The sequence below is a fragment of the Psychrobacter sp. L7 genome, from assembly GCF_002810365.1.
GTDB classification, from domain to species: Bacteria; Pseudomonadota; Gammaproteobacteria; order Pseudomonadales; family Moraxellaceae; genus Psychrobacter; species Psychrobacter celer.
Window position 1 is genome coordinate 1 of the sequence record NZ_NEXR01000006.1, and the last position, 15,557, is coordinate 15,557.

The following is a 15,557-nucleotide window of genomic DNA, read 5'->3' on the forward strand; positions in this document are numbered from 1 at the left end:
ACTGAACAGACATGGCCATCGTATTCTTTGGTTGCCACCCTACAGCCCTGATCTAAACCCCATTGAAAAGAAGTGGGCACAGGCAAAATTTCTACGTCAAGGCTGGATGGAGAATAATCTACCTAAGCTGTTTCATGATATGGGTTGTATCTCTTTTATTCTAGACTGACTATAACGGTAGGCTTTTTATATCTTGGAAAGTCATATCCTTGAAAGGTAACTCCCATAGGTTGAACATCACCTTCTTGAAACGCTTTGTATTCAGGATTAGCGTTATATAACTCTTCGGCCGTCATATTCAAAGCAATTTCTAAAGGTTTATCAGGCATAACAACCTTTGTTTTAGTTTGGCAAGAAGTAGCTATTAATATGATAAAAAAAGAAGTAATGAACCTTAATCGCTTCAATATATCTATCTACTCATTCAGATCAAACATCAAAGTGCACTGCTTCTTACTATTCTAATTTCTATCATTAAGTCAATCGATTTTTTGGCTGTTATAAGATTTTAAAGCATCATATGTTTTAACCGCATCAAAGCTTGTATTTAAATAACCGATTGACTTTAGTTGTAACATTTCTTCTGATGTTAAATTTGAAATATTATTTACTTTATCTATTATATGACTGCTGACTATTTCTTCAGAAATTAAACGTGCTCTTTTTCGTACTGCGGAGCTTTTTGCCTTATCTGTTGATAAAGCTACAAAATATTCAAGTGGAGCTGCACCATTTTTAAGCATACATATCTTATAGTTGATATCTGAACGATATAATATGTAATCTTTAACTTTTTTTATGTCAATTTCACTTATCTTCTTTAAAGTATTTTCATTAGGTAAAGCTCTGTTTTTTTCTTCAGCAGTGCATAGATCTATAGTGTTCTCGTACTGTTCTATTGCTGATTCTAGAGTAATTTTATCCTCTAATTGTGTCTCTGTTTTAGCACAAGCCGATACTGAAAATATGATTAATATTAATGAAAAGAATATAGTTTTTTTCATGGTATACATCCATCGTAAATAGATTTAAAGAATTTAATTTCATCGTTACTTGCTCCATCATTTTGAAGGTCAATGACAGCCATACCTGCTATGTCTTCAACTTTTCGTCGAGTTATCTTACTCACGTCTCTCATACCTTCTGCAAGCATTATCCAGTCTGTTGATTTTACTGCAACTTCTGCATTTAAAGTTGTTCCGCCTATAAAGACAGTAGCTACTCCTCCTATACCTAAAAATCTTGTTAGCCAGCTACCAAGTTTAAGACGAGAGTTAATGTCATCTAAATATTCAGATCCCTTTGCACTGAGCACCAAATTATCAAATACAGGACAAGCTTTTAAATTTTTGTTCCCCTTTGTAATCTTCACCTGTTTAGTTTCACCATCTAAGGTAGTTTTATCTGTAGAATATTGAGGCGGTTTTTGCATAACTAATAATCTCCATTCGTTGATAGGTAAAGGTGAACATTAAAGTTTTCCTCAAGTGATGATACAAGGTTTTCAGTTTCACCCTCAGCATTAGTGATTCCAAAATAAATTAACTCTTTTACCTCAGATATTGCACGATAATGAACATGGCTATAAGGGTTACCATCATCATCAGTAAATTTAAATTTAAATTTAACTTTATAAAGTTCAATAGATCCCCAAGGGTCTTCATTTCTTAGATGCACTTTAATCTTATTGGAGTTAGAGCTAAAGAAAGTTTCCGTATTTCCCTCAGTATCAGTTATGCCTTCAAAAGTCTCTTTTGTATTTTCATTAATAGCAATATACGGTGTATTGGCATAAGCAATATCATTATCGTCAGCAAATCTAAATTGTGCCTTGTACATTGCTCCCGCTATCAAACTCGGCAATACCCCAAGCCCCAGCCCATCCATTCCACCTCCCGCCTTACTATGCTTACCCCCTTTCTCCGTCACCTCTTTGGCGGCGATAGTGATATTGCTACCATCAAGAGTAATACTCGCACCGCCTGCCGTTATCGTCACTTTATTGGTTGCCACGACTTCTACCTCTTTAGTTGAGGAGGCGATGTTCACATCTTGCTTGGCGGTTGCTTCCAGTTTCCCTGTATGGGCGGATAGGGTGATATTTTCTTTGGCATTGGTCATGCTAAATTGACCATCGGCGACTATATTGAGTGATTCGCTGCTGATTTGATTATGGCTATCGCCACTACTGATCATCATGTTCGCTTGAGTCGTAGTAATCATTTCACCCATTGAACGTTGAATGAGCGTGTCTTCACTGACATAGCTGCTATCAGCCGCACTATCAATCAGCGTGAATGGCGTGGATTGATGGGTTTTGGTTTGCTGTTCCTCTGCAATAGTCTCAAGCTGGGCTTTAATCGCTTTATGGTCGTTCACATTACGACCAAGTCCCGTTGCCAGTTGCGTCAAACGCTCAGTTAAATGCTGACCACCTAATGCAGTTTGGGCCAGAGTCGGGGTGTGGTGCTGGTAGTTATGCTGTCCTGTTTGCGCGTGGGTCTGCGGCTGAGTGGATAGAACAAGTGCTTCCCCTGATTTGATACTGATCTGCGCGTTGGTGGCCGCATTGATCCCTTGACGTTTGGCGGTGTCTGATGGATTGATCACGCCCATTTTTAGACTGGCGGATATCCCAGCACTGTCTACTTGTAGCTGAGAGTAAGCTTGCTCTGTACGGTGGTCAGTCACCCATTCAGATAGGCCGTTTTCAGTGTTGCGATAGCCGCTCTCGACCGCTTGCTCATTGTCAGTGGCAAACAGGCTAGGGCGACTTGATGATAATAAGCTACCGGTATTCGTCAGATGCTCACTATCACCGATAGCTTGCATCAGAGTTTGGTCATCTGCTCTATGGGTAAAGTGGCTGCCATAATTGCTTCCTGCTTGGGCCTCAATACGGTTAATTGCTTGGGCGGGGTTATCTAATAAGTAGTTGCTTGTTGGGGTGATAAGATTATAGCAAAACAGTTTGTAGCCACTCCTGCTTTCCGCTGCTATTTTAACTGCCCACAGGAGCAGGCACTAAAGACCGTGCCGTTCCTGCTTTGCGATAACGTCTCTGCCTGAGTTCCTGTAATCCTGGGATCAGCCAAGGATATCCTCTGCAATCAGGGCTAGCGGTGGCATCTGACGTTCGCAGAGGGTGGTCGTGGTTGGAGTTTTTATGCTGAGTAATGCCTATAATTTGAAGTTAAGTTGAATGCTTTGAGTTTGAGATGTTTCTTATTTAACGAACGACAAAAAAACCACCCGAAGGTGGCTTAAATAATTACTTATATTAAGTCATCTAAATCAAGTAAGTTTGAATCATCATCAACGCCAAATGCTGTTTGTCCTAATCTCTTAAAGTCGATGTACTGAATCTCAATCAAGTCGGGTAAAAGATTGAGATGGACAAAGATATTCATCTTATCTATATTTTTGATAGAAGCATTATCACTAATCGCAAGGGCAGGGACAAAGCCAAACATTTCATCGTATTCAAGTGCTCCAAATTTTTTCACACAACGCTTGAATAGAGGTTTGCTATTGTTATCAACCATATCAACATATTTTGTCTCTTTAAAAGCAAAAAATAATTCAATTTTTCTATCTGCTAGGCCTTTTGCAATATCTTTCGCTTCCCCTTTTTCTTGATAAACCCAACCAAGAGTTGGAGTAATTGTATAGGCATGACCTATTTTTTCACCCCAAACGTATAACTTGCCAAAGCCACTACGAGCGATAACATAGTAGTTATCTTGTTTTAGAACGTCCTCACCTAACCAAAGGGCTAGTTCATCTTCATAATCAGTTGGATTGACTATCCAAAACAAGCCTTGCTTAAAGCGGCAGAAGCCCATTTTCTCCCAATAGAAAAGAAGCTTATCAGGCAATTTACCTTTATAATAATCTAGAATTGCCTGATCGGCAGGCTGTTGCCAGTCAGGTTGTCCAAAATCTTCCATAAACAAGTCAAATCCTTCATCAATAATAAAATTATTCATTACAATTTCCTATTTTAATTATCTACAACGGTTTAATTCTACCTTCATTTTGGTTTGCCCGCCTTGAGACTTTTGTGCTTCTTTAGCGGCCTTATCCATCTGTGCAACTCTACTATTTGCTTCAACTTTATTAGACCATTGTCCACCTATGGACTTATTCACATCAGCACGACCCAGTCGATTAATTTTATCTTTACCACCTGCAATCATATCAGGATCATGTAAAGCATTCAGGTCTTTCATTATTTCAGGAGTGCGTTTGTTCGCCAACCGTTTAGCTTCTCTAGGAGATTTTCCTTGTTTCTCATAGCTATTTTTTAAAGACTCATTGATCTTATCTTCATACTCTGTTCTAGCGTTTGCCTGCGCCCCATTACTTTTCGGTCTGCCATGCGTTTTAAAGGCATCACGACCTGTCAAATACTCATCAACAGTTAAGTTGTTCAGTCCAGCTTCTTGGTCTTTTAATTGACGATAGTACTCTTTTTCAAACTTTGCATTTGCTTTACTGTCTTTAGCAAACCTACTCTTTAAGCTTTTACTTGGCTTAAAGCATTTAGGGGTATGTTTTTTCATAACGCCTTTTCTAGCAGGTCTCGACGTGATACTGCTATTATGACTGACTGTTTCGCCAGAAGCTTTTCGGTTGGTTGATGCCAATGCTGTGCTGGGTTTATTACCAGCTGTCCGACCCACACCTGCGCTATTAACACTCGCCGTAGCCGGTGTCATCTTTGACCATCCATCAATCTCATTGATAATTTGCTGACCGAAACGATCAAAGTCCTTTTGAATCTGTATCAGCTTTTGCTTATTAGACTTACTTAAACTGTTTAGAAACTTAGGGGTCAAGATACTATTCAGTAACCCTTTTAGCTTACTAACATCTAACGCTTTCTTTAGCGCTTGCTCTGCATTACCTTTACCAAATTTTCTGATAAAGGCAAATAAATCAGCAGGATTTTTACCGCCAATTTTCACTGCTTTAATGGCACTTTTGACCGCATCACCAACGACAGGGATCAGCCCTATTAATGCTGCTATGAGTAAAAACCACAAAGTAGTATCAGAGGGCTTGTCTTTTAGGTTCATGACTGCCTTGATGATGTCTCGCGCATCAATAAGCTGTCCTGCAATAGGAACTGCACCGATCACAATTTCAGCGAATAGTGCCCAAGACGAGGTGTTTTCACCTGCTAGAAACGAACCTGTCTCTTCTTTTAATGCTTTAAACCAGCCTGTGGGCTTTTCTTGTTTGGCTTTCTTATATTTTTGAGGAGTGTAATCCTTCCCTATGTTACTAATCCCTAGTGCGCCGCCGCCAAAGCCATTACTACTCATATACCATCCTCCATATCTATATCAGGCTTGAAGTCAGCAGGGTCTTCACCATAATAAACATGAGCTTGACCCTTAGGCACACCTTCTAAACGAGCAAAGCCATTTTCATCTAAAATGCCTTCTCTGACAGAGCCATCTGCGAACTCAACTCTATAAGGCGCACTGCTTACTGGAGTCTCATCATCGTGTAGATAATTAAGCTCGATAAAGGTTGGTGGTTCGTCCAAGATATTAGAAGGTAAGCCTGAAACAAATTGACCATCAACACCGCCCCCAGCCTTACTATGCTTCCCAGCTTTCTCCGTAAACTGCTTAGCCGTAATGGTAATATCACCACCATCCAAAGTGATACTGGCTCCACCAGCCGTCAGCGTAATCTTATTCGTTGCTACTATCTCAACTTCCTTAGTCGAGGAGGCGATATTCACATCTTGTTTTGCCGTGGCTTCCAGTTTTCCTGTATGCGCTGAGAGGGTGATATTGTCTTTGGCATTGGTCATGCTAAATTGACCATCGGCTACTATATTGAGTGACTCGCTGCTGACTTGGTTATGGCTATCACCACTACTAGTTAACATATCTTGCTGCGAGGTCATTATCATTTCACCCATTGACCGGTGAATGAGTAGGTCATCACTGACATAACCGGTATCAGCCGCACTATCAATGAGCGTGAATGGCGTTGTTTGATGGGTTTTGGTTTGCTGTTCTTCTGCGATAGTTTCAAGTTGGGTCTTAATCGCGTTATGGTCATTAACCTGTCTACCAAGTCCCGTTGCTAACTGCGTTAAACGCTCCGCTAAGTGCTGACCGCCAAGACTAGTTTGGGTGAGGGTCGGGGTGTGGTGTTGGTAATTATGTTGTCCTGTTTGCGCGTGGGTTTGCGGTTGAGTGGAAAGGGCTAAGGCTTCACCTGACTTGATATTGATTTGGGCATTGGTAGTGGCGCTAATACCTTCGCGCTTAGTGCCATTATCTGCAGGGTTAATGACGCCCATCTTTATCGTGGCACTAACCTTGCCACTATCGACTTGTAGCTGTGAATAAGCTTGCTCTGTACGATGGTCAGTCACCCATTCAGATAGGCCGTTATCCGTGTTGCGATAACCGCTCTCGACCGCTTGCTCATTGTCAGTGGCAAACAGGCTAGGGCGACTTGATGATAATAAGCTACCGGTATTCGTCAGATGCTCACTATCACCGATAGCTTGCATCAGAGTTTGATCATCTGCTCTATGGGTAAAGTGGCTACCATAATTGCTTCCTGCTTGGGCTTCTAATCGATTGATAGGTTGAGCAGGGCTGTCTAATAAATAGTGGCGTGTCGGCGTCATATGATTGCGACTGTCCGTGTCAGACTGGCTATCTGTGAGCCCCGTCGCTGGCGGGAGTGCTTGTCTGCTGTATAGCGCACCTACCCAAGGCGTATCAGCGGTGATCAGTCTGAGCTGGGTTAAGTGAGTACCTGCTTTTAGATCTGAGGCATGGCGCTGCTGATGACGACGGCTGATCGTGAGTCCTGTGACATGAGCGAGGCTATTGCGTGCTAAATGCACGATATGAGTGGCGCGGTAATGCTGATTAAGATGGTTATGACCTACTAGAGTAAAAGTGTCCGCAACGTTTAAATCAGTACAGTGAGCAAGCGCATGGTAGACGCTGTAGCGACTGTGGTGACTATTTGCCATGATAGTAGCGTCATCAATCGTCTCGGTATCAGTCACTGGAGCAAAGGCGGCTGGAGTGTCGATCGTAAGGGTAGACGTATTGGTTTGGCTATCTGCCTCACTATCACTGATAGCTATATTTGCTGACTGGACCGGGTGGGCCACGCTAGCGCTATTAAAGCGTTGCACCGTGACGGTACTCGGCTGGGTGATGATTTGTTCACTAAGGGCTAAGATTGGCGCGTGAGCGCGATCATGTAGCACTTGCTGATAACGTACTGAGCCGATGCTTTGACTGATACCATCTTCATCACTAGGATGAGCTGAAGTAATAATAAGGGTGGGCGGTGCGTGCTCCTCGGTTTGCGCGTGCCTGAGGTAAGCGGTGAGTCCTTGGCGTGAGAGGCGTTCGCAGATATGACTCCAGTCACTGCTTTGCCACTGGGTCATGCGTGCTGGGGTCCAACTGGCGTTTTTCTCACTACTGCTATCAGTACCACTATCATCGATCACGTCTATCTCTTGCATGGCGACGCGTTCTGTTACCATGGCTTGTACCGACAGGTCGGTATCTATCTGGCTGCGCAGATGCTGATGCAAGCGATAAGTGGCGGGCTGTGCGATGAGTCGATAGTAGCCATAGCTGCCATCATGATCGAGCTGGCAAAGGGCGGTGATATATAGATGACGATAGGCATGCCCACTTGGGGTGTCAAAGCTTAGGGTTAAAGAGCTACCAACAAACGCATCTAGCGACATAAATGGTGGGTGATGACGTTCATGAATGTAGATATGCAGCACATAGGTGTCAATACCGTGTTGCTGGCTGTTATTGGCGTTGAGGAGTGCAAGGAGACCGGCTTCATTAGTCGTTCTAATGAGATTCTGCAGCCAATTTTTATGCTGTTTTAGTTGCTGTTTAGCGCTTGCATAAGCAGCTTGGGTATTGCCTTCACTGGCATATAGCCTATCGGCATGCATGGGTACGATAGTGTTGGTTAGGCGTAGCATGGGTACGGTGCTCCTTATCGGTTGTCCCGACTCCTATTATTCGGCCAGAGTGAATTCAATACGGCGATTGCGTCGGCGTCCCTCGTCGCTGTCATTACTAGCGATAGGATCCTTATCGCCTTTTCCCGCGGTACTCAATCTTGTGGCATCAATATTACGACCAATTAGATACTGCTTAACTGCTTCAGCACGTTCGTTTGAAAGCAATAAGTTGGCCTCTGGGTTACCTGTATTGTCAGTATGGCCAGTAATGACAACCGATTTATCACCAATACGCGTAAGCACGCCTGCCATATCATCTAAGATACCCAGCCCTAAAGGTGTCAAGTTGGCACTACCGGACTCAAACTCTACGATACGATTACCCAAGGTGTCATCGATCAAGCGTTGCTCACCTGCTGTGACCACCAACTTATTATCAAGCTGGTAAAGATCTGTTAAGCGAGTGTGGATGCGGTTTTGGATGGCTTGTTTTTGTTCAATACTATTGACTTTGCCATGTAGGCTGATAGTAGTACCATGAATATCAATACGTCCTTGTCTGATATTCGAGATATCACTGTCGATAATGGCAGTCGCTATTTGTTGCCAATTGGTAGGGATGTTGATATTTGAGCGAACTTCTATCTCATCTCGTACAGGTTTATTTGGATATTGGGCCTTGAGTTTATCAAGCAATTGATCTTTATCGGAGCTGGTAGCGACCACCCCTTTGATGACAACGGGTACCTCTACATGGTTGGTGTCAATAAAGGTGTTATCTTGAGCGGCAAAAACTGCAATACTGGCCAGTAACGCAGTTGTAAATATCATGATAGGAGCCCGGCGGGTAAGGGCGGATCGTTGCGAGAGTGCAGATATGCGCATACAAATGCCTTTTTATTTTTTATACTGATAAAACTTAGAGGTCAAAGCCATCAACTATGATGACTGCTCAAATATTATTTTGCCAAAAATATCGTCTTGAATAATTGCCTAACATCATATAAATAGGCATCATCTTGTAATAATATATTGTGAAATCGAGTCAGGCCGATATCATCATCAATAAACTGCTGTGTCCATGAGCTATCGGCGATATTGACCCAGCTTTCATGTTTTGTTGACGTACCTGTCAGTATTTGCATCAATGTAGTGGCGGCCGGTTTTGAAAAACTCATTAGGAGGTGATAATGCCCGTCACGCCAGTAAAAATAGCTGTTAAAGTACAACTGATGCGGTGCATAAAACCCATGAATGAGGTCGTGCCAAAAAGAAGCAAAATAAATGGCTTGCGTCTTGTTATCAGGCAATGACCAGTAAATAGCCTTATTTAGACCATGGAAGCCTTTGGTAAATGTGGGTAAAAACAGTAACCCTGTCGCGATGATCTGCTCAATCAAAGAGGCCTTATCAATATCTATCATCATCGCGCCTTCTTGCAATGTGGTAGAGTTAATAAAGTCGTAATAATGTGTACTGGCATTATGATCAATCGAAACAAAGCTTTGGTTGAGCGTCTCCGTTATCTGTGTGTTGTCGACCTGAGATCGTGCTTGATCTAAGGTTTGATGGATATCATGCCACATGCCCGCTGATTTTATGGGTAAGTATTGCATCCATGCTTTAGGCTTATTGAGGTGCATAAGTCCAAAGCCGATGAATGGGTATTGGCGATTACCACTATCATAGCTAGATATTAGTACGCCAGTCATGATTTTGTTTTCTGCGGTATCAACATGGCTAAAGTGGAGGGCTAATGAAGTATCCATCTCATCCGCTGATTCAGATAGTGCTTGACTGACCCACTGATCAATGACATTGATCTCGCTCATGTGCGAGCGCGAACGAACAAAATCGCCACGACAAGGTAGTTTGCCAAAGTAAACCAAAGGAAGCGTATCAGGTATCATGATGTTGGCTCCTCGATGAGCGCATCGCTTGGGCGGCTGGCGCCGGTAGCGTTATCTGTGTTAGGCGGACTGAGTACGCCGTCATCATGAGCTGTCATGTTTTCAGCTGAGCCCTCATTGCTGCTTATCGGCGTTTGGGTGCTTTGGGGTGTAGAATGCTGGCTATCCTCATCGGTGGGTTTGGCGGTGCGAGTTACACCAATGCCAATGACTTCTTCAGGCAGTTTCATGCCAGTAAATGGGTTGTCTGATTGCCCTGAAGCGTTTGTATTAGCACTACCACTGATGATTCTAAAGCGTACCGAAACCGTCACCCCATCACCTGCCCAAGTCATCTCAAACACATCATTACCAAGCTCAGTTCTTTGTGCTGCATTAATAAAACGCTCTACGCCAAAACTACCAGCTTCTTCTAAGATCGTATAATCCCGACCATCGTAGTCTTTGGCGCGTATGCTTGCTCCGGGTTGACTGCTTGGATTTGGCCATACAAAGGTCGTCCATGCCTGCGTACCCATACGGTACCGTAACTGCTGACCATCTAAAACTATCGTGTACTCGGTCAGTCCACTGACAGGTAGAGGCATGATTTGAAAGGTGGTTTGCTTAGCAGTACTGTTACTATTAGAGGAGTTTGTGCGTTGGCTCCCTGTGTAATTGACAAAGTAGCGTCCAAAATCGGCAACAAACTTAGGATTTAGACCAAGTCCTGCACCATTCCAAATTTTGCTCGATATCTGATCACCGCGGCGAATAATAAAGGGAGAGAGGATCTCATCTACAAACCTTGCTACATAGCCATCATCACCAAAAAACTGGCCAATCTCAGCAGGTGTTGCCTCTAAATTTGCGTTTTGAGTAAAAGGATACTTGCCAGCTAGGTCGTCCAAAAATGGCTTATACACTTGAGCTTGCCAAACTTTATTAATTTCAGTTTTGGTCGGTGTGAGCAGCATGTTAAACGAGCGGGTAAGCGGTTCACTTAATAAGGGCCGAATCAGCTGTTTGATTTGTGAATTGGATTGGCTCAAGATTTGTTCATCTAATATCTGTAAAGATTGAGTCAGCTCGGAGCCCTCACTACTTAGTGTTTGGGAAGCAAAGAGCAGAGCATCAGGGCCAATGTCATCACTTCTCGTGATATTGTTGAATCGTGTCCTAATTCCACCCAAGCTTGTCAAGTAGTTATCTAATAACGATAAATCTTGGTTGTCCTCGCGCGGCGTAACCAATGCATGTATGGCGGCAAACTCTTGTGCTATTGCTCCAGACTTTGTTGCCGTGGCAGACGCTGAGTGTGCGGCGTTATTATTTAGCATTGTCTGAGCTTGTTTTAATTCTGTAGGACTTTGACGCAATATGGTTTGTTTAAACCAATCCACAAATGATCGTTTTGACTCATCAGATTGAGCTGGGTTTTGATAGTTTGCGCTATCCCATTGCGTTTGACGATCAACAGTATCAAATAGAGTAATAAGAGGAGATTGCTTGGTATTTGATAATTGACTTAACAGCATGGCATGATCTTTGAAGTCTTTACTATCTCGTATATATACTTGAGACAAAAAACGTTTCCACTCTGCAATATATTCTTGCTTATAGCGATTGACGAGATACTGGCGGATTTGTTCAGGACTACCAGTTAGTGTCAAGTCATCTTTGCTGCTGGTTGCCAGTACCCAGTCATCTGCGACAATTTTGTTGGTTGCTGCCTTATCAATTTCATTACTAATAAACGATGACCAAGCGTTTTTGGTAAAGGTGCCTGAAATCACATAGCCCCCAAGCAATGCCTCTGTAGGGGGATTTCGAGTTATTTGTGCCACTGTCACTGAGGGAAAGCGCGATGAGGCGCGCATTTTTATCTCAGCATAAACGCGCTCGCGAGCAGGCTGTCCTTTGCTCACTTTGGTCAAAGTCGCGCGTGTATTATCAACTAGAGCCAAATCGTTTTGAATACGAGGGAAGCTGGCGTCATTAGTATGAGATAGAGTGAAAGCTAAAATACGCTCAGCTTGACGAATCATTTTATCACGTTGCATATCGGCACGATTGGCTTCTAGCCAAGTACGCCAAAACCTAGTCATTTGATCGCTGAGATGGCTGGCTTCTAAATGCTCATGATCGCTCAACATTAAGTACGCTTTTAGCGCGTTATAAGCATCTTCTACGTCGGTTGGGTCTGACTGCACGTAGGTATCTATAGCGTCTTTATCATCCTCACTTGTCTGTTTGGCCTTAAGTTTTGACGCATTGGCATTCACCTGTGTCAAAAACGCCTCAATATTTTGTTTGGTCGGCGATAGTACAATAATATTAATACCGTGAAAGTACTCTGCTAGCAGTTTATGTTTGAGAGTATCGCCTTGATATAGCCCAAAACCTAACGATAATGGTCGATCTTTTTCATAAGCCTCTAGTTGTTCGATGCGGCTTTGCAAAATAGCCAATGACTCAAGTTGTGTTTGCAAATCACCATTCGTGTTGTTTTGCATGTGAGCCACTTGTTGTAAATCAGCGATAACACGCTCAGTTAATTGTTTGTTATTAGCATATGACCAAGTCCATAAGCCGGAGGCGGTACACAACAGAACGACGGCAGCAAGCGTAATGACAGCTCTATAACTGCGTTTTGTGCGATTTTTGTACTGCTTGACTAAGTGCTTGTCCTTTAAAACCACCTTTGAAAACAAGTCATGTAAAAAGTAAGCGGTGTTGTCGTTTTTATGGTGGTTTTTATCACTAAGAGGCGATGTGGTGCTTGGCTGTAAATGATAGTTTTCCACCATTTGCAGCGTCATTTGACTATTGACCTGACCTTCTTGTAAGGCGCTGGTAAAATAAAACCCGCGCAATATTGGCTTGAACTGAAATGGGTTGTCTTCAAACAAAGCATGCATGAGTGTTCGTATCATAGGGCGTAACGACTGAAACTCCATAGGAAATGTCATTAAGCTTGGCGATACGGTACGCTGATGGCGTAATGAAAGCTTGGTTGTGCTCAGATCTTTTAAACCATTAACCAAAATATTAAAGTGTTCTTCAAAGACATCGGTGATATTAATATTGTCGGGATCGTCTGGGTAAGGGATGGTCGCGCCCCATACTTGGTCACGCTCTGCTTGCTCATAGTCCTGAAAAAAATCACGAAAACCTGATACCAAATCCATTTTGGTAAAGACCACATAAACAGGTGCGTACACTTCTAGCTGTTCTGTTAGGTCTTGAACGCGGCTGCGCAGGTTTTTTGCCAGATCCAGTGCATAATTGGGGTCATTTTTAGTCAGCTCGGCGATACTGACCGCGATGATAATGCCATTGATGGGTGCCTTGGGGCGGTTTTTTTTGAGTAAATTTAAAAACGATAGCCACTCTGAACGATCTTCGTCGTAAGCTGAATAACGACCAGCCGTGTCCAACAAAATGCCTTCGGTTGAAAAAAACCAATCACAGTTTCGCGTGCCGCCGACCCCTTTTACTGATAACTGGTTGGTCTTTTCCATAAATGGAAAGTTAAGTCCGGAGTGAAGTACAGCTGAGCTTTTCCCTGCGGCAGGATTACCAATGACCATATACCAAGGTAGTTCATACAAAGCCGCTTTGCCAGTTTGATCCCCCAGTTTTGATTGACGGATGGTTTTGATTGCCTCTTGTATTTGCCCGCGAAGTGCTTGTACTTCTTGAGCGTCTTCAGTCTTCGTCACAGGATGCGTGGCTGTGTCATTATCTTCAACCAAGTTTGCCAGATCGTCAGATGCCTTTTTGCGTTTTTTGTACCAATAATAAAGGCCTGCTCCTAATAGTGTACTAATGAGCAAAAGCGCCACAGTGATCAAAAAAGCCTGAAAGGGCAGATAATCGTACAACAATATAAGGGCAACAATGGCGCCTAAAAAGAGTAACACTCGAGGATCATAGATGAGGTGATAGAGCCTTGAAAACATACTTGCTACCTAGTGCGTTTGTGATGCTATAAACAGAAGACTGAAATAATGTAAAGATTATGAGGGTGAGTTACGGCGAAATAGTATGCCATAGCACACAATACGGCTTATGTTTGGTCACTAAAAATAAGAAATCTGATGCGGTGTGATCAGATTGTGTGTGATTAATAAACAAAGATATTGCGATAAACGGTTTTAACCAAGGGTTAAGTGGCATATAATGCCCTAAATGATGTTCATTTACTAGCGCTTGTTGTGCTAAAAGCGCATCTGCTAACGCCATAAAGGTGCTGGTATCATAAGCTTGTGATACTGGATTTATGTCAGACATTAAAATGATATCCATATCAGTCATCACGTTCTTATCGTAATTATTTACTTCGTTGGTTGTGTTGTTTTGATTGTACTCGTCCGCTGACAACCGATGGTGTAAGAGGTACTCTCTGATGATCGCAAGGTCGTGAGCATATTTCCGAGTCTCGTTGTGGGACGGCTTTTGGACTGCTGCCTCGTTGTTTGCAGGAGTCATGGCACAATAAACAGCGTCATCGATGAGAAGCGTTTTTTGGGCAGCGTTATTATAAAACATAAGTAACACACCAGCTTCTGTAGGAATGCTTGATGCATTGACTGTATTTAGCGCTATCCAGTCCTCACTGATCTGTGAGTCTGCGATGAGCAGCATACAGACCTTAGGGGTGTCAGACATGGATAAGGCTGCAAGATAACTGTTGATGAAGTGATCAGGGCTGCCACTACTATCGGTCAAACTGCCATCTGATTCGTGATCAGGAGTGTTGTCTTCTATGACTATGCTATCGATAGTAAAAGCTTCTGTAGGCAAGGTGAGCTCGTAAAGCTGCTCGCTCAAAACACTTTTGAGTATTGACGCATCTGCCTCTTTAGGAAGACATAAAAATACCGATAGATCGATAGAAGGCCTGCTATCAGGCAAAGCTGGCTCCGTTGCCGATGGGGTGTTTTTGACGATGTAGTGTTGCTGCCACTTTGGATGTGCCTCTATTGCAGCGTTATGCTCGTTTTCAGTCGATAGTGTTGCTGATAGATGCTCTGCGATTAAAAAGATAGTCTCACTGTGAGCATGTAATAAGGCCTGCATGATGGCTTTTACTCGTAAAGTAGCATCAGGTGGGACCTCGTCATCATATGTTGCTCGAATAGGATGATCAATATCAGGAATGGGTTTGGTTAATACTGGCATACCGTCGATATCAGATAGTTGGTCGCTTAAGACAGTCAGGTCTTGCTGGTCATTACTGATATCGAGCCAGTCACTGCCTTCTGGTAGGCACACGCTACTTTGAATATACAGGTGATAAGATAAAGGTGTTTGGATAGGCGGAACATTTTCTTCAGACTTATCGGCATTACTGGATGGGTTTTGAGCGCTTTTTTTCCATGTGTTGAGCGCAAAAATAAAGCCCATCAATAATACAGGCACTGCGATAAACCATAAGACAATGTTGACTATAGTTAGCTGCTGAGTGTTGTCTGAAAAATACATCCAAGCCAATAATAGATGAATGACTAGTATGGTGCCTAAAATTTGTCGACTATATTTAACGATCGTTTTTTTTATATTCATCGATTATTCTCAACTCAGCTTGTGGAACTAACGAACAACTGACAGGTATTGTTGCAGGGTATTCTATGATATTTAGAGCATCGTTGCTACAATAGCGCCCTAACTTA

The 15,557-nt window shown here is 42.8% G+C and carries 12 protein-coding genes; 1 reads left to right on the forward strand and 11 read right to left on the reverse strand.

What is annotated here, in order from left to right; genetic code table 11:
- Position 1 precedes the first annotated feature (1 nt).
- Positions 2-169, forward strand: coding sequence for a transposase (locus tag CAP50_RS07470; RefSeq protein WP_342365019.1), 168 nt, complete (start codon positions 2-4; stop codon positions 167-169).
- Here CAP50_RS07470 and CAP50_RS12710 read toward each other — a convergent pair.
- The 11 genes from CAP50_RS12710 to CAP50_RS07520 form a co-directional block, all read right to left on the reverse strand.
- Positions 156-329, reverse strand: coding sequence for a hypothetical protein (locus tag CAP50_RS12710; protein WP_172953089.1), 174 nt, complete (start codon positions 327-329; stop codon positions 156-158). The genes CAP50_RS07470 and CAP50_RS12710 overlap by 14 nt on opposite strands.
- Before the next feature lie 150 nt (positions 330-479).
- Complete coding sequence (locus CAP50_RS07475; protein ID WP_100749580.1) at positions 480-1,004, reverse strand: hypothetical protein; 525 nt, start codon at positions 1,002-1,004, stop codon at positions 480-482.
- The gene (locus CAP50_RS07480; RefSeq protein ID WP_100749581.1) at positions 1,001-1,432 is read right to left on the reverse strand and encodes a hypothetical protein; all 432 of its coding nucleotides are present in this window, start codon (positions 1,430-1,432) and stop codon (positions 1,001-1,003) included. Before CAP50_RS07480 ends, CAP50_RS07475 begins: the two co-directional genes overlap by 4 nt.
- 2 nt (positions 1,433-1,434) lie before the next feature.
- A complete protein-coding gene (locus CAP50_RS07485) occupies positions 1,435-2,832 on the reverse strand; it encodes a DUF2345 domain-containing protein (RefSeq protein WP_100749582.1) in 1,398 nt (465 codons plus the stop codon).
- 443 nt (positions 2,833-3,275) lie between these two features.
- Positions 3,276-3,989: a GAD-like domain-containing protein gene (locus CAP50_RS07490; protein WP_075100798.1), complete on the reverse strand. Its 714-nt coding sequence runs from the start codon at positions 3,987-3,989 to the stop codon at positions 3,276-3,278.
- Between the two features lie 18 nt (positions 3,990-4,007).
- Positions 4,008-5,330, reverse strand: a complete 1,323-nt coding sequence (locus CAP50_RS07495; protein ID WP_075100799.1) for a polymorphic toxin type 15 domain-containing protein — start codon at positions 5,328-5,330, stop codon at positions 4,008-4,010.
- Positions 5,327-8,008, reverse strand: a complete 2,682-nt coding sequence (locus CAP50_RS07500; RefSeq protein ID WP_075100800.1) for a DUF2345 domain-containing protein — start codon at positions 8,006-8,008, stop codon at positions 5,327-5,329. Before CAP50_RS07500 ends, CAP50_RS07495 begins: the two co-directional genes overlap by 4 nt.
- Before the next feature lie 36 nt (positions 8,009-8,044).
- Positions 8,045-8,821, reverse strand: a complete 777-nt coding sequence (locus CAP50_RS07505; protein WP_172953090.1) for an OmpA family protein — start codon at positions 8,819-8,821, stop codon at positions 8,045-8,047.
- A gap of 128 nt (positions 8,822-8,949) precedes the next feature.
- The gene (tagF, locus tag CAP50_RS07510) at positions 8,950-9,900 is read right to left on the reverse strand and encodes a type VI secretion system-associated protein TagF (protein ID WP_075100801.1); all 951 of its coding nucleotides are present in this window, start codon (positions 9,898-9,900) and stop codon (positions 8,950-8,952) included.
- Entirely contained in the window at positions 9,897-13,805 is a 3,909-nt protein-coding gene (tssM, locus tag CAP50_RS07515) for a type VI secretion system membrane subunit TssM (protein WP_172953091.1), read from the reverse strand. Before tssM ends, tagF begins: the two co-directional genes overlap by 4 nt.
- Positions 13,806-13,914: 109 nt before the next feature.
- The gene (locus CAP50_RS07520; RefSeq protein WP_153045435.1) at positions 13,915-15,306 is read right to left on the reverse strand and encodes a hypothetical protein; all 1,392 of its coding nucleotides are present in this window, start codon (positions 15,304-15,306) and stop codon (positions 13,915-13,917) included.
- Between the last annotated feature and the right edge of the window lie 251 nt (positions 15,307-15,557).

Coding starts and splice junctions, on each gene's coding strand:
- CAP50_RS12710 (WP_172953089.1), bottom strand. CDS start 329: ATGCCTGATAAACCTTTAGAAATTGCTTTGAATATGACGGCCGAAGAG.
- CAP50_RS07475 (WP_100749580.1), bottom strand. CDS start 1,004: ATGAAAAAAACTATATTCTTTTCATTAATATTAATCATATTTTCAGTA.
- CAP50_RS07480 (WP_100749581.1), bottom strand. CDS start 1,432: ATGCAAAAACCGCCTCAATATTCTACAGATAAAACTACCTTAGATGGT.
- CAP50_RS07485 (WP_100749582.1), bottom strand. CDS start 2,832: ATGCAAGCTATCGGTGATAGTGAGCATCTGACGAATACCGGTAGCTTA.
- CAP50_RS07490 (WP_075100798.1), bottom strand. CDS start 3,989: ATGAATAATTTTATTATTGATGAAGGATTTGACTTGTTTATGGAAGAT.
- CAP50_RS07495 (WP_075100799.1), bottom strand. CDS start 5,330: ATGAGTAGTAATGGCTTTGGCGGCGGCGCACTAGGGATTAGTAACATA.
- CAP50_RS07500 (WP_075100800.1), bottom strand. CDS start 8,008: ATGCTACGCCTAACCAACACTATCGTACCCATGCATGCCGATAGGCTA.
- CAP50_RS07505 (WP_172953090.1), bottom strand. CDS start 8,821: ATGATATTTACAACTGCGTTACTGGCCAGTATTGCAGTTTTTGCCGCT.
- tagF (WP_075100801.1), bottom strand. CDS start 9,900: ATGATACCTGATACGCTTCCTTTGGTTTACTTTGGCAAACTACCTTGT.